The organism is Pseudomonas sp. LBUM1645 (assembly GCF_059716185.1).
Map to the genome: position 1 here is coordinate 5287358 of NZ_CP166811.1, position 17080 is coordinate 5304437.

At 58.8% G+C, this 17080-nt stretch carries 15 protein-coding genes; all 15 read right to left on the reverse strand.

Annotated features, from left to right (window positions below; genetic code table 11):
* Window position 1: 1 nt before the first annotated feature.
* Complete coding sequence (fliI, locus tag ACA079_RS23910; protein ID WP_046046383.1) at window positions 2-1360, reverse strand: flagellar protein export ATPase FliI; 1359 nt, start codon at window positions 1358-1360, stop codon at window positions 2-4.
* Entirely contained in the window at window positions 1350-2159 is an 810-nt protein-coding gene (fliH, locus tag ACA079_RS23915) for a flagellar assembly protein FliH (protein WP_497701173.1), read from the reverse strand. Before fliH ends, fliI begins: the two co-directional genes overlap by 11 nt.
* A 7-nt stretch (window positions 2160-2166) precedes the next feature.
* Window positions 2167-3186 carry a flagellar motor switch protein FliG gene (fliG, locus tag ACA079_RS23920; protein WP_429512340.1) on the reverse strand — a complete coding sequence of 340 codons (1020 nt, stop codon included), beginning with the start codon at window positions 3184-3186 and terminating at the stop codon, window positions 2167-2169.
* Window positions 3179-4963: a flagellar basal-body MS-ring/collar protein FliF gene (gene fliF / locus ACA079_RS23925; RefSeq protein WP_497701174.1), complete on the reverse strand. Its 1785-nt coding sequence runs from the start codon at window positions 4961-4963 to the stop codon at window positions 3179-3181. The genes fliG and fliF overlap by 8 nt, the downstream gene beginning before the upstream one ends.
* A 14-nt stretch (window positions 4964-4977) precedes the next feature.
* On the reverse strand, window positions 4978-5307 hold the full coding sequence (gene fliE, locus ACA079_RS23930; protein WP_415765177.1) for a flagellar hook-basal body complex protein FliE: 330 nt from the start codon (window positions 5305-5307) through the stop codon (window positions 4978-4980).
* Between the two features lie 144 nt (window positions 5308-5451).
* The gene (gene fleR, locus ACA079_RS23935; protein WP_497701175.1) at window positions 5452-6837 is read right to left on the reverse strand and encodes a sigma-54-dependent response regulator transcription factor FleR; all 1386 of its coding nucleotides are present in this window, start codon (window positions 6835-6837) and stop codon (window positions 5452-5454) included.
* Window positions 6838-6842: 5 nt separating this feature from the next.
* Window positions 6843-8048, reverse strand: coding sequence for a sensor histidine kinase (locus ACA079_RS23940; RefSeq protein WP_497704370.1), 1206 nt, complete (start codon window positions 8046-8048; stop codon window positions 6843-6845).
* Between the two features lie 128 nt (window positions 8049-8176).
* Complete coding sequence (locus ACA079_RS23945) at window positions 8177-9652, reverse strand: sigma-54 dependent transcriptional regulator (protein WP_449642404.1); 1476 nt, start codon at window positions 9650-9652, stop codon at window positions 8177-8179.
* Between the two features lie 170 nt (window positions 9653-9822).
* A complete protein-coding gene (gene fliT / locus ACA079_RS23950) occupies window positions 9823-10119 on the reverse strand; it encodes a flagellar protein FliT (protein ID WP_497701176.1) in 297 nt (98 codons plus the stop codon).
* A 24-nt stretch (window positions 10120-10143) separates the two neighbouring features.
* Window positions 10144-10533, reverse strand: coding sequence for a flagellar export chaperone FliS (gene fliS / locus ACA079_RS23955; protein ID WP_497701177.1), 390 nt, complete (start codon window positions 10531-10533; stop codon window positions 10144-10146).
* A 155-nt stretch (window positions 10534-10688) separates the two neighbouring features.
* Entirely contained in the window at window positions 10689-12074 is a 1386-nt protein-coding gene (fliD, locus tag ACA079_RS23960; protein ID WP_497701178.1) for a flagellar filament capping protein FliD, read from the reverse strand.
* 81 nt (window positions 12075-12155) lie between these two features.
* Window positions 12156-12506: a flagellar protein FlaG gene (locus tag ACA079_RS23965; RefSeq protein WP_497701179.1), complete on the reverse strand. Its 351-nt coding sequence runs from the start codon at window positions 12504-12506 to the stop codon at window positions 12156-12158.
* 74 nt (window positions 12507-12580) lie between these two features.
* On the reverse strand, window positions 12581-14002 hold the full coding sequence (locus ACA079_RS23970) for a flagellin N-terminal helical domain-containing protein (protein ID WP_497701180.1): 1422 nt from the start codon (window positions 14000-14002) through the stop codon (window positions 12581-12583).
* A 254-nt stretch (window positions 14003-14256) separates the two neighbouring features.
* Window positions 14257-15186, reverse strand: coding sequence for a ketoacyl-ACP synthase III (locus ACA079_RS23975; RefSeq protein ID WP_497701181.1), 930 nt, complete (start codon window positions 15184-15186; stop codon window positions 14257-14259).
* A gap of 312 nt (window positions 15187-15498) precedes the next feature.
* Window positions 15499-17076 carry a flagellar hook-associated protein 3 gene (locus ACA079_RS23980; protein ID WP_497701182.1) on the reverse strand — a complete coding sequence of 526 codons (1578 nt, stop codon included), beginning with the start codon at window positions 17074-17076 and terminating at the stop codon, window positions 15499-15501.
* Window positions 17077-17080: the final 4 nt, after the last annotated feature.

Sequence of the window (17080 nt, forward strand, 5' to 3'; positions counted from 1 at the left end):
GTTAGCCGCCGGCCGCGGGAGCGAAAATCGTGCCGAGATAGGCTTCGCTTTCGCCCAGGCTGATGCTGTCGTTCAGGCCCTGGCGCAGGTATTTCACCAACTGCGGTTGCAGGGAGATCGCCAGGTCGGTTTCCCGATCACCACCGGCCACATAGGCGCCGACGCTGATCAAGTCGCGACTCTGTTGATAACGCGACCACAGCTGCTTGAAATACTGGGCGCGCATCATGTGTTCGGGCGTAACCACCGACGGCATGACCCGGCTGATGGACGCTTCGATATCGATGGCCGGGTAATGACCTTCCTCGGCCAGGCGCCGGGACAGCACGATGTGCCCGTCGAGCACGCCTCGCGCCGCGTCGGCAATCGGGTCCTGCTGGTCATCGCCTTCGGACAGTACGGTGTAGAACGCGGTGATCGAACCGCCACCCTTCTCCGCGTTACCGGCCCGCTCCACCAGTTTCGGCAGTTTGGCGAACACCGATGGCGGATAACCCTTGGTCGCTGGCGGCTCACCGATGGCCAGGGCGATTTCCCGCTGGGCCTGGGCGAAACGGGTCAGGGAGTCCATGAGCAACAGGACGTTCTTGCCCTTGTCGCGGAAATACTCGGCGATTCGCGTGCAGTACATCGCCGCGCGCAGACGCATCAGCGGCGCATCGTCCGCCGGGGACGCCACCACCACCGAACGCTTGAGCCCTTCTTCACCGAGGATGTGCTCGATGAATTCTTTAACTTCACGACCCCGCTCACCGATCAGCCCGACGACGATGATGTCGGCCTCGGTGAAGCGGGTCATCATGCCCAGCAGCACACTCTTGCCCACGCCAGTACCGGCGAACAGGCCCAGACGCTGACCGCGACCGACCGTCAACAAACCGTTGATGCTGCGAATGCCCACGTCCAGCGGCTCGCTGATCGGTTCACGCTTGAGCGGGTTGATGGTCGGGCCGTCCATCGGCACCCAGTCTTCGGCCTTCATCCCGCCCTTGCCGTCCAGCGCGCGACCGGCGCCATCAAGCACCCGCCCGAGCATGCTCATGCCCATCGGCAAGCGGCCGGTATCAGCCAGAGGAACCACACGGGCACCGGGAGCGATGCCGGCGACGCTGCCGACCGGCATCAGAAACACCTTGCTGCCGGAGAAGCCCATGACTTCGGCTTCGACCTGCACCGGGTGATAACTGTCGTCGTTAATGACCATGCAGCGACTGCCCATGGCGGCGCGCAAGCCCTCGGCCTCGAGGGTCAGGCCGACCATGCGCAGCAAGCGGCCTTCAAGGATCGGCGCGCCTTCCAGCTCCGTGGCCTCGGCGTAGCTGCCGAGGCGCTTGGCGAAGCTGGTGCGATCAAGGCGCATCGGGAGCGTCCAGTTCAGGTTCGACCGGCGAGACCGCTGGCTTGTCGCTGATCGGCAGTTCCAGGCTCAGATCCGGTTCGGCCGGGTGCAAGGCCTGTTCGTGCAACTGATCGAACAGCTTGTCCATGACCCGCACAACGCGGGTTTCAACCGTGGCGTCGATGCGGCTGTGTTCAGTCTCGACCCGGCAACCGCCGGGCAACAACGCCTCGTCCTCGACGATGCGCCAGGTTTCTTCATGGCGCTCGCGCAGGGCTTTGACCTGTTCGAAATCTTGCGGGTTGATGTACAGCCGCACATTGCCCACGCCCAGCGGCAAGAGCTTGAGGGCCTCGCGCATGACGTGTTCGATGTGCGTCGAGTCGATGGCGAGTTCGCGCTGAATCACCTGTTTGGTGATGTGCTGCACCAGGTCGACCAAGGACTTTTCGATGAAGGTGTCCTGCTCGGCGATAGGCTCGAATAGATGGCCCATCAGTTGCTCCAGAGCGGAAATCTTGGCGGCCAGGGCCACCTCGGCTTCCTGACGGACCTTGAGCGTGGTGCTGTGGAAACCTTCTTTTTCGCCCGTGGCGAAGCCTTCGTTGTAGGCCTCCTGGCGAATGCTTTCGAGTTCTTCGAGGGTCAGTGGCTGGACTTCATCCAGCGGCACTTCTTCCATTTCCGGCGGTTCGGGCTCAGGTTCTGGCTCGGGTTCCGGCACGAACGGATCGAAACTGGGCAGCGACCAGACGTCGAAACCACCGACGTCCTTGCCACGGATCAGATCGGTGTTGGACTCATCATGTTTGGACGACATAGTGACCTTAGATCATCTCTTCGCCGCCCTTCCCGCCGAGAACGATTTCTCCGGCTTCGGCCATACGGCGGGCAATGGTGAGGATTTCTTTCTGCGCGGTTTCCACGTCGCTGACGCGCACCGGGCCTTTGGCCTCGAGGTCGTCGCGCAACAGTTCGGCCGCCCGTTTGGACATGTTTTTGAAGATCTTCTCTTTGACGCCTTCGTCCGAACCCTTGAGGGCCAGCACCAGCACGTCGGAAGATACTTCGCGCAGCAGCGCTTGAATACCGCGATCGTCGACATCCGACAGGTTGTTGAACACGAACATGAGGTCTTCGATCTGACCGGACAGGTCTTCGTCGACTTCGCGAATCGAGTCCATCAGCTGACCTTCGATCGAACTGTCGAGGAAGTTCATGATATCCGCCGCACGCTTGATGCCACCCAAGGTGGTGCGCGAGGCATTCGAGTTCCCGGAGAACTGCTTCTCGAGAATCTGGTTGAGTTCTTTCAGGGCCGCAGGCTGCACGGTATTCAGCGAGGAGACCCGCAGAATAATGTCCAGACGCACCTTGTGGTCGAAGTTGCCGAGCACTTCACCCGCCTGGTCCGGATCGAGATACGCCACGACGATCGCCTGGATCTGCGGGTGCTCGTAACGGATCACGTCGGCGACGGCGCGTGGCTCCATCCACTTCAGGCTGTCGAGGCCACTGGTGTTGCCGCCCAGCAAGATGCGGTCGATCAGGCCGTTGGCCTTGTCTTCGCCCAGGGCCTGGGTGAGCATTTTGCGCACGTAGTCATCGGAGCCGACGCCGAGGCTGGTCTGGTCGCCGACGATGTCGACGAACTCGCTCATCACCTGCTCGACTTGCTCGCGGTGCACGTTACCCATCTGGGCCATGGCCACACCCACACGCTGGACCTCTTTAGGCCCCATGTGGCGCAGCACTTGGGCGGCGTCGGTAGAACCCAGGGACAGCAGCAGAATCGCGGCTTTGTCGACCTTGGACAGTTTGGCGGCAACGACTCGGTTATCACTCATCTGCGTTAATCCACTCTTTCACGACCTGGGCCACACGACCCGGATCTTCTGCCACCAGACTCTTGATTGCATTCAACTGTGCGTCATAGCCTTCGCTCGGGCTCGGCAGCAGAATGCTGGTCGGGCCACCGAGACTGACGCGGTCGTTGGCCAGTTCGCCGTCCAGGCCGCCCATGCCACCCAACTCGACGTCGCTGCCGATGCCTAGCTGTTTGTCTTTGCCGCCGCCGGTGATGTTGTTGAGCACCGGACGCAGCACACCGAACACCAGCACCAGGATGAACAAGACACCCAGCACTTGCTTGACGATGTCCCAGAACCACGGCTGGGAGTAGAACGGAATCTCGGCAATCACTTCACCGCGCTCGGCGGAGAACGGCATGTTGATCACACTGACACTGTCGCCACGGCTGGCGTCGAAGCCGACGGCGTCCTGTACCAGGCGAGTGAAGCGCGCCAATTCATCGGCGGTCCACGGCGCACGAGTGGTTTCACCGTTGGCCGCGTTGATCTTGACCTGGTCATCCACCACCACCGACACCGACAGGCGATTCAAACGGCCCTGCTGTTGTTTGGTGTGGCTGATGGAACGGTCGAGTTCGAAGTTCTTGGTGGACTGTTGACGCTTGTCCGCCGGGTACGGGGCAAGCATAGGCTGGCCGGTGGCCGGGTCCATGATTTGCTGACCGTTGGCATCCAGCAGTGGCTGGCCTGGCTGCACCATGCCGGCCGACGCGGTAGTGCCACCGGTGGTTTGCGGTGCGGAGGCAGGCGACGGCGGCTGGTTGCTCAGGGCACCCGGCACGCCTTGCGGGCCATTGCTGGCGGTACGTTGTTCGTTGACCGACTGCTCGCTGCGCAACGCCGGCTGGTCCGGATTGAACTGCTCGGAGGTCGACTCGACAGCACTGAAATCCACATCGGCCGAGACTTCGGCTTTATAACGATCGTTGCCCAGCACCGGTTGCAGAATGTTGTGCACGCGCTGAGTCAGCATGCTTTCCATGCGACGGCTGTAATCGAATTGCTTGCCGGCCATGGTCAGTTCGGAGTTCTCCGCCTGATCCGAGAGCAACGTGCCCTTCTGGTCGACGACGGTAATCTGGGATTTGCTGAGCTCGGGAACACTGGTGGCCACCAGGTTGATGATCGCCAGTACCTGGCCAGGCTCCAGCGAGCGACCGGAATACAGCTCCACCAAAACCGAGGCGCTCGGCTTGCGCTCATCGCGCACGAACACCGAACTTTTCGGAATCGCCAGGTGCACGCGGGCACCCTTGACGTTGTTCAGGCTGGAGATGGTGCGGGCCAGTTCGCCTTCGAGACCGCGACGATAACGGGTCGCTTCCATGAACTGGCTGGTGCCCAGGCCCTGGTCCTTGTCGAGAATTTCAAAACCGATGTTGCCATCGCTGGGAGTGACACCAGCGCCCGCGAGTTTGATTCGCGCACGGGAAAGGTCATCGGCCTTGACCAGCAAGGCACCGGAGTTCGGTTCAACGGTATAGGGAATGTCGGCTGCGGCCAGAGTATCCATGACCTGTTTGGCGTCCATACCGGCAAGACTGCCGTACAGAGGCCGGTAGTCCGGCTGCTGGGACCACAACACCACGGCAAAGCCAATCGCCACGCTCGCAGCCAGGCCGACCAACAGGCCTACCTGACGCAACATGGTCATCTCGGAGAGGTTTTCCAGGAAGGACAACCCGAACAGCGGCGGCTTGCCGTCTATTGGAGTGGCCTTGGCCGGAACATTATCGGCGATTGCTTCTGCCATGACTCAATTCGTCCTTAAACCGGCATCTGCATGATGTCTTGGTACGCCTGAACCAGCTTGTTGCGTACTTGGGTCAACGCTTGAAAAGACACGCTGGCCTTCTGCGAGGAAATCATCACGTCCGTCAGGTCGACGCCACTCTTGCCGATCTCGAAGGCACTGGCCAACTGACTGGACGCCTGCTGCGTCTCGTTCACTTTATTGACGGCCTGACCGAGCATGTCGGAAAAGCTGCTGCCACCCACTTCAGGAACAGCAGCAGTCGATTTCGACGCAGACATGGCGTCCATTTGCATGGAACGCATGTCCAGCATCAATCGATTGAATTCAATACCTTGGCTCATGGTCTCTCTCTTTGACGAGCTACGTCTTTGGCGACCCGCAATTTTTTGACACTCACTCGGCGGGTAGTGAGGTGTTAGCAACAAGGGTGCCAGCTCCGTGGCAGCTCTAAACAAAAGCCGTCCTGGCTTTACATTGCTAACGAATCAGGTGGCGAACAAATAAGCTTCCACGTCCATTCCGGCATCACGCATCTGTGCCAGCTTGTAACGCAGGGTGCGCGGACTGATGCCCAAACGCTCGGCGGCTTCTTTGCGACGACCACGCTCGGAGCGCAAGGTGTCGATGATCATCTGGAACTCACGGCGACGCAGGTCATCACCCAGCGCCCCGGCCGACTCGGATTCGACCTCCACGGCTCGCACGGACGTTGGCGCTAAGGCTGGCAACGGCGCACAGGCGACCGGCCCGGCCAGACAGAAATCCTCAGGCTGTATCAAACCGCCCTGCTGCAGGATCAGCGCCCGCTGAATCGCGTTATCCAGCTCACGCACATTACCCGGCCATGGATAACCGATCAGGCACGCCTGTGCCTCAGGCGACAGCCTTGCCGCGGCATGCTTCATTTTATTGACGTACTTGGCCAGCAGACGCTCGGCCAGCGGCAGGATGTCGGCGGTACGCTCGCGCAACGGACGCCAGGCCAGCGGAAACACTGACAGGCGATAATAAAGGTCTTCGCGGAAACGCCCCGCCGCCACTTCCCCTGCCAGGTCACGGTTGGTGGTCGCGACAACTCGAATGTCCAGCGTGATCGGCTTGCGCGCTCCGACCCGCTCGACTTCGCGCTCCTGCAAAACTCGTAGCAACTTAGCCTGGAGCCCGAGGGGCATTTCGGAGATTTCATCGAGCAGGATCGTGCCGCCATCAGCTTGCTCGAACTTGCCGGCCTGCGCTGCGATGGCGCCAGTGAACGAACCCTTTTCGTGACCGAACAAGGTTGCTTCGAGCATATTGTCCGGGATCGCTGCACAGTTGATCGCAATGAACGGCTGGCTGGCGCGATGGGAATGCTGATGGATGTACCGCGCCAGCACTTCTTTACCCGTCCCGGACTCACCGGAGATCAACACCGTGGAATCACTGCGCGCCACCCGTGCGGCCAATTCCAGCAATTGCGCACTGGCCGGCTCGAACGCAACAGGCCCCTCGCCCTCGGTCGCACCGAGACTGCCTAGCGCATGACGCGCCACCAGATCGAGCAATGCCTTGGGCTCGAACGGTTTGACCAGGTAATCTGCCGCGCCCTGGCGCATCGCATCGACTGCCCGCTCCACGGCGCCGTGAGCCGTCATCAGCAACACCGGCAACTGCGGCTGACGAGTGCGCAGTAATCCGAGCAGTTGATGGCCGTCCATGCCCGGCATGTTGACGTCACTCAGCACCAGGTTGAACGCCTCATTAGCGACCGCCGCCAGCGCTTCTTCCGCCGAACCGACGGCTTTGAAATCGTGCCCGGCGAGCAACAGCGTATCGGCCAATGCTTCGCGTAGCGCGCGGTCATCCTCGACCAGTAAAACCTTGATTGCCATGTCCTTCACTCCGCTCCCTGAGCGTGGGGCTTTTCACCGGAAAAAAGTGGCAGGATCACCTGCGCACACGTGCCGCGACCGAGCCGCGAGCGCAGCTGCAATTCTCCTTGATGAGCACGCGTCACTGCCTTGACCACGGTCAGGCCGAGGCCGGTTCCGGTGGTTTTGGTGGTAAAGAAGGGCTCACCCAGACGCGCCAGTACTTTCGTATCGATGCCGCTACCGCTGTCGCTGACCGCTACGCGCAGGTTGTTGTCACGGGTATAGAAATGGACTTTCAAACGCACATCGCCGGCGCTGGCCTGGATGGCGTTCTCGATCAGGTTCAGGATCGCCCCGACCAAAGTGTCGCGATTGCACAGCAACTCGCCGGAATGACTGTCGCATTGCCAGCGAATCGGCAGGTCCTGCACATGAGTCAATGCTGCCGCCTGCAACGACTGCATCAGCACTTTGGGTGTGACGCGATCGGTCAGCGGCAGCTCGCCGCGCGCAAACACCAGCATGTCGCGAACCTGATGTTCCAACTCATGCAGACGCTCTTTAAGGCGCCCGGCAAAACGCTGCTGGGTCTCGACCGGCAACGCTTGCTCAGTCAAATGACTGGCATAGAGCAAGGCGGCGGACAAGGGGGTACGAATCTGATGAGCCAGCGAAGCGACCATTCGGCCGAGGGACGACAGACGTTCGTGACGGGCCAGCTGATCCTGCAGATGACGGGTTTCAGTCAGGTCATTGAGCAACACCAACTGACCCGGCTCGGCATCCAGCGAGCGAGTGGAGATCGACAAACGCCGACCGTCCTTGAGCGAAATTTCGTGACCGTCGTCTTCACGGGGCGCAAAGCAGCGGCCAATGACATGACGCCACAGCTCGCCTTCAAGGGGCAGACCGAGCAGCTCACAAGCAGCGGGATTGGCTTCGCGCACGATGCCTTGGGCGTCGATGACGATGACGCCGCCGGGCAACAGATCGAGGAGGTTTTGTAGCCGGTTGGCCAGGCGTTCTTTTTCCGCCAGCTCCTGCATGCGCTGAGCACTGACCACCGCCAGCTCACCCTTGAGCTCGGTGACCCGGGCTTCAAGCATGCTGTAGGAATCGGTCAATTGGCTCGACATCTGGTTGAACAGTGCAAACGCCTGCTCAAGGCCAAGCCGGCTCGCCTGCTCTACGGACGACGGTTGTCCCGAAGCGTCAGGGACAGGAGACATCTGGGCGGCTTGGGGCATTGTGCTCTCTCGCTTGGCTGACCGTCAGTTAAACGGAACGTTGCGAGGGATGTAGCAATACCCGTGCCTAAAAAAAACCGCCTACAAATGAAGGACTTGAAAAACAGGCGTCAATCATCTGCCTGTTCATCACCGTCACGACGGCTCATGCCGTACTTGCGCATCTTTTCCACCAGCGTCGTGCGACGAATGCGCAGGCGTTCGGCGGCGCGCGCAACGATGCCATTGGCATCATCCAGCGCCTGCTGAATCAGCCCTTGTTCCAGACCACCGAGGTAGTCCTTCAGGTCCAGACCTTCCGGCGGCAGCAGGGCGCCGGCAGAGAAGTCCGGGGTGTGACCGTTGATGGCCACGCGCTCTTCAAGATCGCTGCGCAGGCTGTCGACCAGTTGCTCGTCTTCGTCGTCGACGTAACGGAATTTCTTCGGCAGCTCGACCACGCCGATCACCCCGTACGGATGCATGATCGCCATGCGCTCCACCAGGTTGGCGAGTTCGCGGACGTTGCCCGGCCAGCCGTGGCGGCACAGCGACATGATCGCCGCGGAATTGAAACGGATCGAACCACGCTTCTCGTGCTCCATGCGCGAGATCAACTCGTTCATCAGCAACGGGATGTCTTCGACACGCTCGCGCAGTGGCGCCATTTCGATCGGGAACACGTTCAGGCGGTAGTACAAGTCTTCGCGGAAGGTACCGATCTCGATCATGCTTTCGAGATTCTTATGGGTCGCCGCGATGATCCGCACATCGACGCTCTGGGTCTTGTTGCTGCCCACGCGCTCGAAGGTGCGCTCCTGCAATACGCGCAGCAGCTTGACCTGCATCGGCAGCGGCATGTCGCCGATTTCATCGAGGAACAGCGTGCCGCCATTGGCCAGTTCGAAACGCCCGGCGCGGCTGGTGATTGCCCCGGTGAAGGCACCCTTCTCGTGGCCAAACAGTTCGCTTTCCAGCAACTCGGCCGGGATCGCCCCGCAGTTGACCGGTACGAACGGCGCGTCACGACGCTTGGAGTGATAGTGCAGGTTGCGCGCGACCACTTCCTTGCCGGTCCCGGACTCACCAAGGATCAGCACACTGGCGTCGGTGTCGGCGACTTGCTGCATCATCTGACGGACGTGTTGAATCGCCCGGCTGGTGCCGACAAGACTGCGAAAAAGATTGGGTTCACGGTGACGGCCGCGCTCGCGGGCCTGGTCGTACATCTCGCGATAGACCTGGGCACGGTGCAGGGAGTCGAGCAGTTTGCTGTAGCTGGGTGGCATCTCGAGGGTCGAAAGCACTCGGCGACGCTGGTCTTCTGGCAAGTCAACGGAAGAATTATCGCCCATTAACAAAACCGGAAGGAACTCATCCCAGGTTGAGAGTGTCTTTAACAAGCCCGTAAGTGCGCCAGGAGCATTGACCGTCCCGATGAGGACACAGATCACTTCACGACTTGATGACAATGAGCCGACAGCCTGCTGCCAGTCATGGCTACCGCAGGGTAAATTTTCTTCGCCAAGAAAATTTAAAATCACCGCCAAGTCGCGGCGGCGGACGCTATCGTCATCAATCAGCAGAATTTTGGTTTCACGCCACATGCAATAGCAACTTCCCTAGTCAACTCAATGCCCAAAATTAGGGGGCAAGCTAGACGCTTGCAGACACGTTGATGCCTGTAGACGCCTGAAATCTGGAACCAGCCACTAGTTAAGTCAAAAAACCGTGCACAGTCAAATTTATGGCGCACTATGTTTGGATTAACCGGGGATTAACCAAACAGATGGTAAACCTTTGCCGCGTTCTGCGCATGGGTGATGTGCGACATCTCGTCAACTATCGCTTGGCGCTCTCCCATCGTCGCGGTCAGCAAATCCTTGTACACCGCCAGCAGCCCTTCCAGATTGGTCCGCAATGCTTCTTCGTCGATCGGCGCCTCGCTCAGCACCTCATCGACGCATTCGCGACAGGCCGTATCCAATTCGCTGATCGCATCCCAATTACGCGCCGCCAAGGCGTCAACCAAGGCTTCCCGCGTTTCTTCAATCCGCTGCAGTGCTTGACTCATGGCGCTATCCTCAGACCCGCAGGCCTATTGGTTTGCAATTGCATCCCAGCCGCTTTTCAGGGTATCGAGCAGACCCGATACTTCGTCGATGATTGCTGCATCGTTATTGCGGTTGGCTTCCATCAAACGCGTCATCATGTAGGCGTACAAGTTGTCGAGCTGCTGGAGCGAAGCCGGGTCCCCGGTCTTCTCCGGATTCAAACCGTCACGCAGGCCAATGATGATGTCAACGGCCTTGCCGAGCATCAATCCCTTGAGTGCGATGTCACCCCGCTCCATTGCGCCCTTGGCTTGAGCCATGCGGTCCAGCCCGCCCTCCATCAGCAACTGAACCAGGCGATGGGGATTGGCTTCAGAGATCTGAGCATGGGAATTGACCTTCTGGTACTGGCGAAGGGCTCTCATGGGATTCATGTTTCTACCTCGTGACAGACAACAAATGAAAATAGGTTTGCTCTGATCATTATGTCGACTGGTCGACATAAAACTTTAATCCCGACCCGCTACCAAAGAAAAAACCCAGGCGCTGTTATTACAGCCTGCCTGGGTTTTTTTATGCCTGATCCGGATCAGTCGGACTTCGGATTGTTCAGTGCATTGAGCGTGGTCATGATGCTGTCGCTCTGCGCGCGCAGTTTAGCCACCAGGGAGTCCATGGCGGTGTACTTGGCGGTCAGGCTCAATTGCAGGCTGGTCATCCGCGAGTCGAGGGAGTCCTGCTGCTTTTTCAAATCGTTCAGGCTGTCGGTCAGGCTCGCCGAGCGTGCTGCGAACACACCGGTCTTGCTCAGGGCGAAGCTGTCAGTCGCGGTTTTCATACGCGCCAGCAAACCGGTGTCGCCGGTGAAGATGCCGTTGATGTCGGCGGCATTGGTGATGACCGCGGCATCGAACAGTTTGTCGTCGATTGATAGTGTCCCGGTTTTCTGGTCGGTCTTGACACCGAACTGAGCGAGAGACTTCATCTGACCGGTGCCACCCATCGCATTCAGCTCAGTACGTACCGCCGACAGCATTGAGCGCAGAGAGGCATCGCCTGTCAGGGCGCCGGACGTTACCGAACCATCGGCATTGGTGGTGACCTGGGTTTCAGCGTTGGCCGCCTTGATCAATGCGTTGTAGGTATCGACAAAACCCTTCACCGCCGACTTCAGCGTCGTACTACTGGCAGACACTGTGATAGTCGCCGGTGTCGCCGCTCCACCACCTGACGGAACAGGAGACACCCCTGTCAGTTTGACGGTGATCCCGCTCACCGCATCGGCAATGGTATTGCTTTTGGAGCTCATCGACACGCCGTCGAGAACGTACTCGGCATTCTGCGGTGTAGCGAGGACCGAGGTGCCAACATTCAGACCAGAGCTGCCACTGAGAATCAGGTCCGAACCTACACCTGTCGTAGTCGAGGTCAGCACCATTCGAGAACCGCTGGCGTCGGTCAGAATGTTGGCACTCAAGCCTTGGTTGGCGTACTGCGAGTTGATCGAGTCGCGGACCTGTTGCAACGTCGCGCCAGCAGGAATGCTGACGTCGAACGTGTTAGTGCCCTGCTTAATGGTCAACGTGGTCGGAGTTGCGCCAGCGTTAACTACTGAAGACGCGCCATCAGTAAAGACCTTGGTCGAAATTTTCGACGCTGTCGCCAACTTGGTCACCAACAGCGAGAAACTGCCGGCCGCTGCGCCTGTACCGGTGGTAATAGTTGCGACTTTCTCGTCGGACGACGAACCAGCCAGCCCACTGAAGGTGGCGGTCGTCTTCATGTTGTCCAACGCGCCACGAAAGGCATCCAGCGCCGCCTGGATTTTGCCGATAGACGACAGCGAGGTAGTCGCTTTCAGCGTCTGGCTATTGATCTGTGTCTGCTTCGGCGCCCTTTCGGAATCGACCAAAGACTTCACGATCGCTTGGGTATCGATGTTCGAACCAATACCGCTAACCGTTGAACCCGCCATCATCTCTCTCCTTATCCAGTGGCTGCCGTTTTCTTGACTAAGAGCGCCTTAACCAGCGACAGCAACAAAATTCATGCCAGCTCAAGCCTTGGCGTCAAACAGCAAGCTGCTGGCGTCCGTCAGGCTCTGTGCAAGCTTCAATGCGGTTTCCGAAGGGATCTGGCGAATCACGTCACCGGTTTCGGTGGCGATGACCTTGACCACGACCCGGCCGGTGGAATCATCAATGGAAAAATCCAGCTTGCGCTGGGCAGCCTGGACGAATTCCCGAATATCGGTCACTGCCTTTTCCAGATCGTCACGCTTGGGCTCGGAGCCCGATTGCGCGACGGGTTCAGCCTTGGGCTGCTCCTGTTTGGCAGTGACGGTCGGCGTTGCACTTTGAGGGGCAACGGCTGGATAAGACAGGTTCAACTTGACGCTCATGTCCATGCTAAATCTCCTCATCACGGAAAAGACGAAAGGGCACGTAAACGCGCCCTTCCGTCAGTCACCAAGCGCTGATATTACTGAAGCAGCTTCAGTACAGCGGATGGCAGCTGGTTAGCCTGGGACAGGATCGCAGTGGACGCCTGTTGCAGGGTTTGTTGCTTGGTCAGCTGAGCAGTTTCTGCCGCGAAGTCAACGTCCTGGATCACGCCACGTGCAGCAGTGGAGTTGTCCGAGATGCTGCGCAGGTTCGACACGGTGCTGTCGAAACGGTTTTGTACCGCACCGAGGTCAGCACGCTGGGAGTCGATGTTGGCGATCGCCTGGGAGATCACGTCAACAGCGTCTTGCGCGCTTGCAGCGGTGGTCACGTTAGTGTTGGAAACAGTTAACTTAGCAGAAGCGGTAACAGCACCGAACAAATCAGCCACGGTCGCTGCGGTACCACTAACAGAATAACCGCTGGTGGAGTTCAGCTTCATAGCACCAGTCGCAATTACGCCAGGGGCAATAGCTGTAGCAGCACCAAGAGTACCAGCACCGTTTTTGGTTGCAATCGAGATACCAAGAGCGCCGGCGTCACCAGCAGTGAAACTGATATTCTCACCAGTGTCGGACTTAATCGACAAACCAGTTTTGGCATCGTTATTAACGCTGATACCCAGTTTGGCTGCGTTGGACTTCAACTGTTCAGCCATATCGGCAGCATTAGTTACACCGACAAAGGCGACCGAAGCACCACCCACATTCATGGTGAAGTTAGCGGGAGTAGCTGCGTTGACAACAGCAGCGTTAAAGGTGAACTGGGCTTCAGTGCTGGCAGTGGCAGTCAGACCACCGATAGCGCCGTTAAACTGAGCAGCTGTGGTCTTGGCAGAGTCAGCAGTGCCGATAGCCAAAGTTGCTGTCTGACCACCACCAACGACAGTGACAGACCCAGTGGTCACACCAGCGCCCGGCTTAATGGAAGCACTCTTCATCTGCTGGGAGCCGATGTTGCTAGCCGATACGTCGCCCAGAGTCATGTTGATAGTCTGGTTGGAGTTGGCGCCAACCTGGAAAGCGGTAGTACCAAAAGAACCGTCCAGCAGGTTACGACCACCGAAGGTAGTAGTGGTAGCGATACGGGTCAGCTCGGAAGTCAGAGCCGAGTACTCGGCGTTGTTCGACTTACGGTCTTCAGCGCTTGGCGAGCCGTTCGCGGAAGCCAGGGCCAGGGTACGCATTTTCTGCAGAATGTTGGTGGATTCCTGCATCGCGCCTTCAGCAGTTTGCGCGATGGAGATGCCGTCACCGGCGTTCTTGATGGCAGTGCCCAGGCCGTTGATCTGGCTGGTCAGACGGTTGGAGATTTGCAGGCCGGCCGCATCGTCTTTAGCGCTGTTGATACGCAGGCCGGAAGACAGACGCTGCATCGAAGTTTGCAGATTACCGGAAGCTTTGTTCAGGTTGTTCTGTACGGTCAGCGATGCAAGGTTGGTGTTTACTGTTAAAGCCATGACGAAATCCTCGTTGGATGGATACTGCGGCTTCCGGCCCTGACATCCGTCGGGTGTGGCCTAGAGAACCTACGTAATAGTTATCGTCGTGAAGAGGCTTTGCTTGAGGGGTTTTTTCGAAATTTTTAGTGGCAGCTTGCCAGCCCTTTAGTTTCAAGGCCTTGGAGCCAGAAATTCTGGCGCCAGTAAAACGCAAAACGCCCGGAAACTTTCGTTCCCGGGCGTTTTTCATTGCGTCATTGCTGCGCAGCCGATCAGCCGCGAAAGAGAATCGCCGAGCCCCACGACAGGCCTACGCCGAAACCACTGATGGCCACACGGGTCCACTTGGAATCGAACACGTGGTTCTGCAACAGCAGCGGAATACTCGAAGACACCGTGTTACCGGTTTCGAGCATGTCCTTGATGAACTTCTCCGGCTCGCCTTCTTCGAAGCGACGTGCAACGGCATCGACAATCGCCGCGCTGCCCTGGTGAATGCAGAAAGCGTCGATATCGTGCGCCTGCAAGTTGGACTCATCCAGCAGCTCGTGCAAATGGGCCGGGACTTTCAGCAAAGCGAAGTTGAAGACCTGGCGGCCGTTCATGTAGAACACGCCATCGGTGACCTTGAGGTGCGGCGCACCGGAACCGTCAGTGCCAAACTTCGACTTGCCCAGCTGCCAGACAGCGTTTTCGCCCATCCAGGTCGCAGTGGCGGCATCGCCGAACAGCATGGTGGTGTTGCGGTCTTCCGGGTCGACAATCTTCGAGTACGGATCAGCCGTCACCAGCAGGCCATTTTTCAGCCCCGTCGCTTCCATGAACCCCTTGAGGGCATAGATGCCGTACACGTAGCCGGAGCAGCCCAGGGAGATATCAAAAGCGGCAACATGGGTTGGCAGACCCAGCTTGTCCTGAACGATCGCAGCAGTATGCGGCAGACCTTCCTCGTCACCGTTCTGGGTGACGACGATCAGACAATCGATGGATTCACGTTTGAGTTCGGGACTGGCGGCGAACAGGGCATTGACTGCTTCGACGCACAGATCCGAAGTTTCCTGATCGGCACCCTTGCGCGGCAAAAACGCCGAGCCGATCTTGCCAAGGATGAAGGTTTCGTCCTTGTCGAACTTTGCACCCTGGGCGTAGTTGTCAACCCCGGCTGCCGGCACGTAACTCGCTATGTTTTTTATGCCAATCATTATGGCTTCCCAATAATAAACAGCTGAATATCGCCGCTCGCTGAATCGAGGGCGTCTACAGTCAGGGCTTGCCCCCAGAGGAGGCAACGTCGGGACTCAAGGATCGCCTTGAGCAGGCCCACCACCTTCACCGCCCGCGGACAGGATACAGTGAAGATGCGCGTTTTGACTGGCGGGTCACTCAGAGATCGGTGCTTTATTTCATTTTGTGACCCCAGCGCAGTCCGGACCTGCCTCGATCTTCTCAAAAAAAACGCAAAAAAAAAGCCAGCCCCTTATGACAGGGACTGGCCGCGAGCGGTCAAGACCGACTCAAAGCTTGTTGAACAGGCCCAGCTGGGAAATCTTCGAGAACGCCAGTTGCGCCGCTTGCAGCATGGTCTGCTGCAAGGTCAGACGCGTCAGCACTTCCGCAGGATCGGTATTCTTGATTCCGTTCTGCGTTGAATCGTTGATCAGGCTAGTGCTCTGGTTTTGTTCGGCCTGCATATCCATCACGTTACCCCGGGCACCGATAGCGCCACGGGCCAGGTCGACCTGGTTCTTGGCATTGCCCAGGTTGGCAATTGCCGAAGCTACGGTGTCTTCCAGAAAGCGCTGCGCGGTCGGGTTGCCCTGGGTCGGTGAGTCAAGCGCCTGACGCAGCTGGCTGATGGTATCCAGCACGTTCTGGGTCTGGTGAGTATTGACCGCGATGTCGAATTGATCGCCCACAGCGGGTGCGCCCCCACTGAGGGTAAAGCTGACACCGGCCGCCGTCGCCACACCCGCCGCCACGGACCCGGAGGTGACCGGTGTGCTGCTGTTGGTCAACGGACGAGCGAACAGGTCGAAGGTTGTAGGGCTGGTGAATTTCAGAACCGCTCCGCCTTCAGGGAAAAAGCTCTGGTAGTCCGCAGCGTTGGTCACCGAAGACTGGCTCACCAAAGCCGTCGACCCATTGCTCGGCGCACGGTTGCTGACAAAGCTGTCCGGCTTGGCCGTCAACTGGAAACTGTGAGTGGCGATCACCGCATCGGCGTTGGTGGCGTTGTCACCGGCCTGGAAAGTGATATCCAGTGTAAAGGTCACACCACGAAAGTTGACGTCAGAGCCGCCCTTGGCATTCGGATCAAACACCCCGCCCTGACTCGCCTCGGCGGTCACGTCATTCCCCAAGGCATCCGTTATCGAAAACTGGGTGCTGCTGGTGAACGCCAGCGTATACGGCTGACCACTGCGGAAACTTGCATCGAAAGCCGGGCCGGAACTCACCAGGCCCGGCGACAGGGCCACACGCCCGTCATTGACTGCCGGCGCGGTCATGGTGGTCGAGCTTCGAGCGGCGTTGATGGCCTGCTGGAACACGTCCCAACCGGTATCGTTGAGTCCCAGCGACATCGAGTCACCGATCTTCAATTGCAGCTGGGTCTGGTCACCCTGATAGCTGTAGGTGCCGTCGCTATTTCGCGCGAAGGGCTGAGTGTTGTTGCTGGCGCCGGAAAAGATGTACTTGCCGTTGGCATCCTTGCTGTTCATCAGGCTCAGCAGTTGATCTTCAGCCTGACCGAGTTCTGCCGCAATGGATTTACGATCATCGTCGTTCAACGAGCCGCCACCGGCACGCACCGCCAACTCGCTGACTTTTTGCAGCACGTTGTTGATGCTGTCCAGCACGCTTTCTTCCTGCGCCTGAGCGGTGTTCAAGGCGCTGATGTTGGTCGTGTACTGACCCAGCATCGCTTTTTGCTGATCGAGTTGCAGCAAGCGGGCCGCACCGACCGGATCATCCGCCGCTGTCTCAAGCTTCACACCACTACTGGCCTGCTCGGCCGACTTCAGCAGGTTATTGAAGTTGCGCTGATAGTTGGCAGCCGTCGTCGCATAATACTGTGCAGTAGAAATACGCATGTTC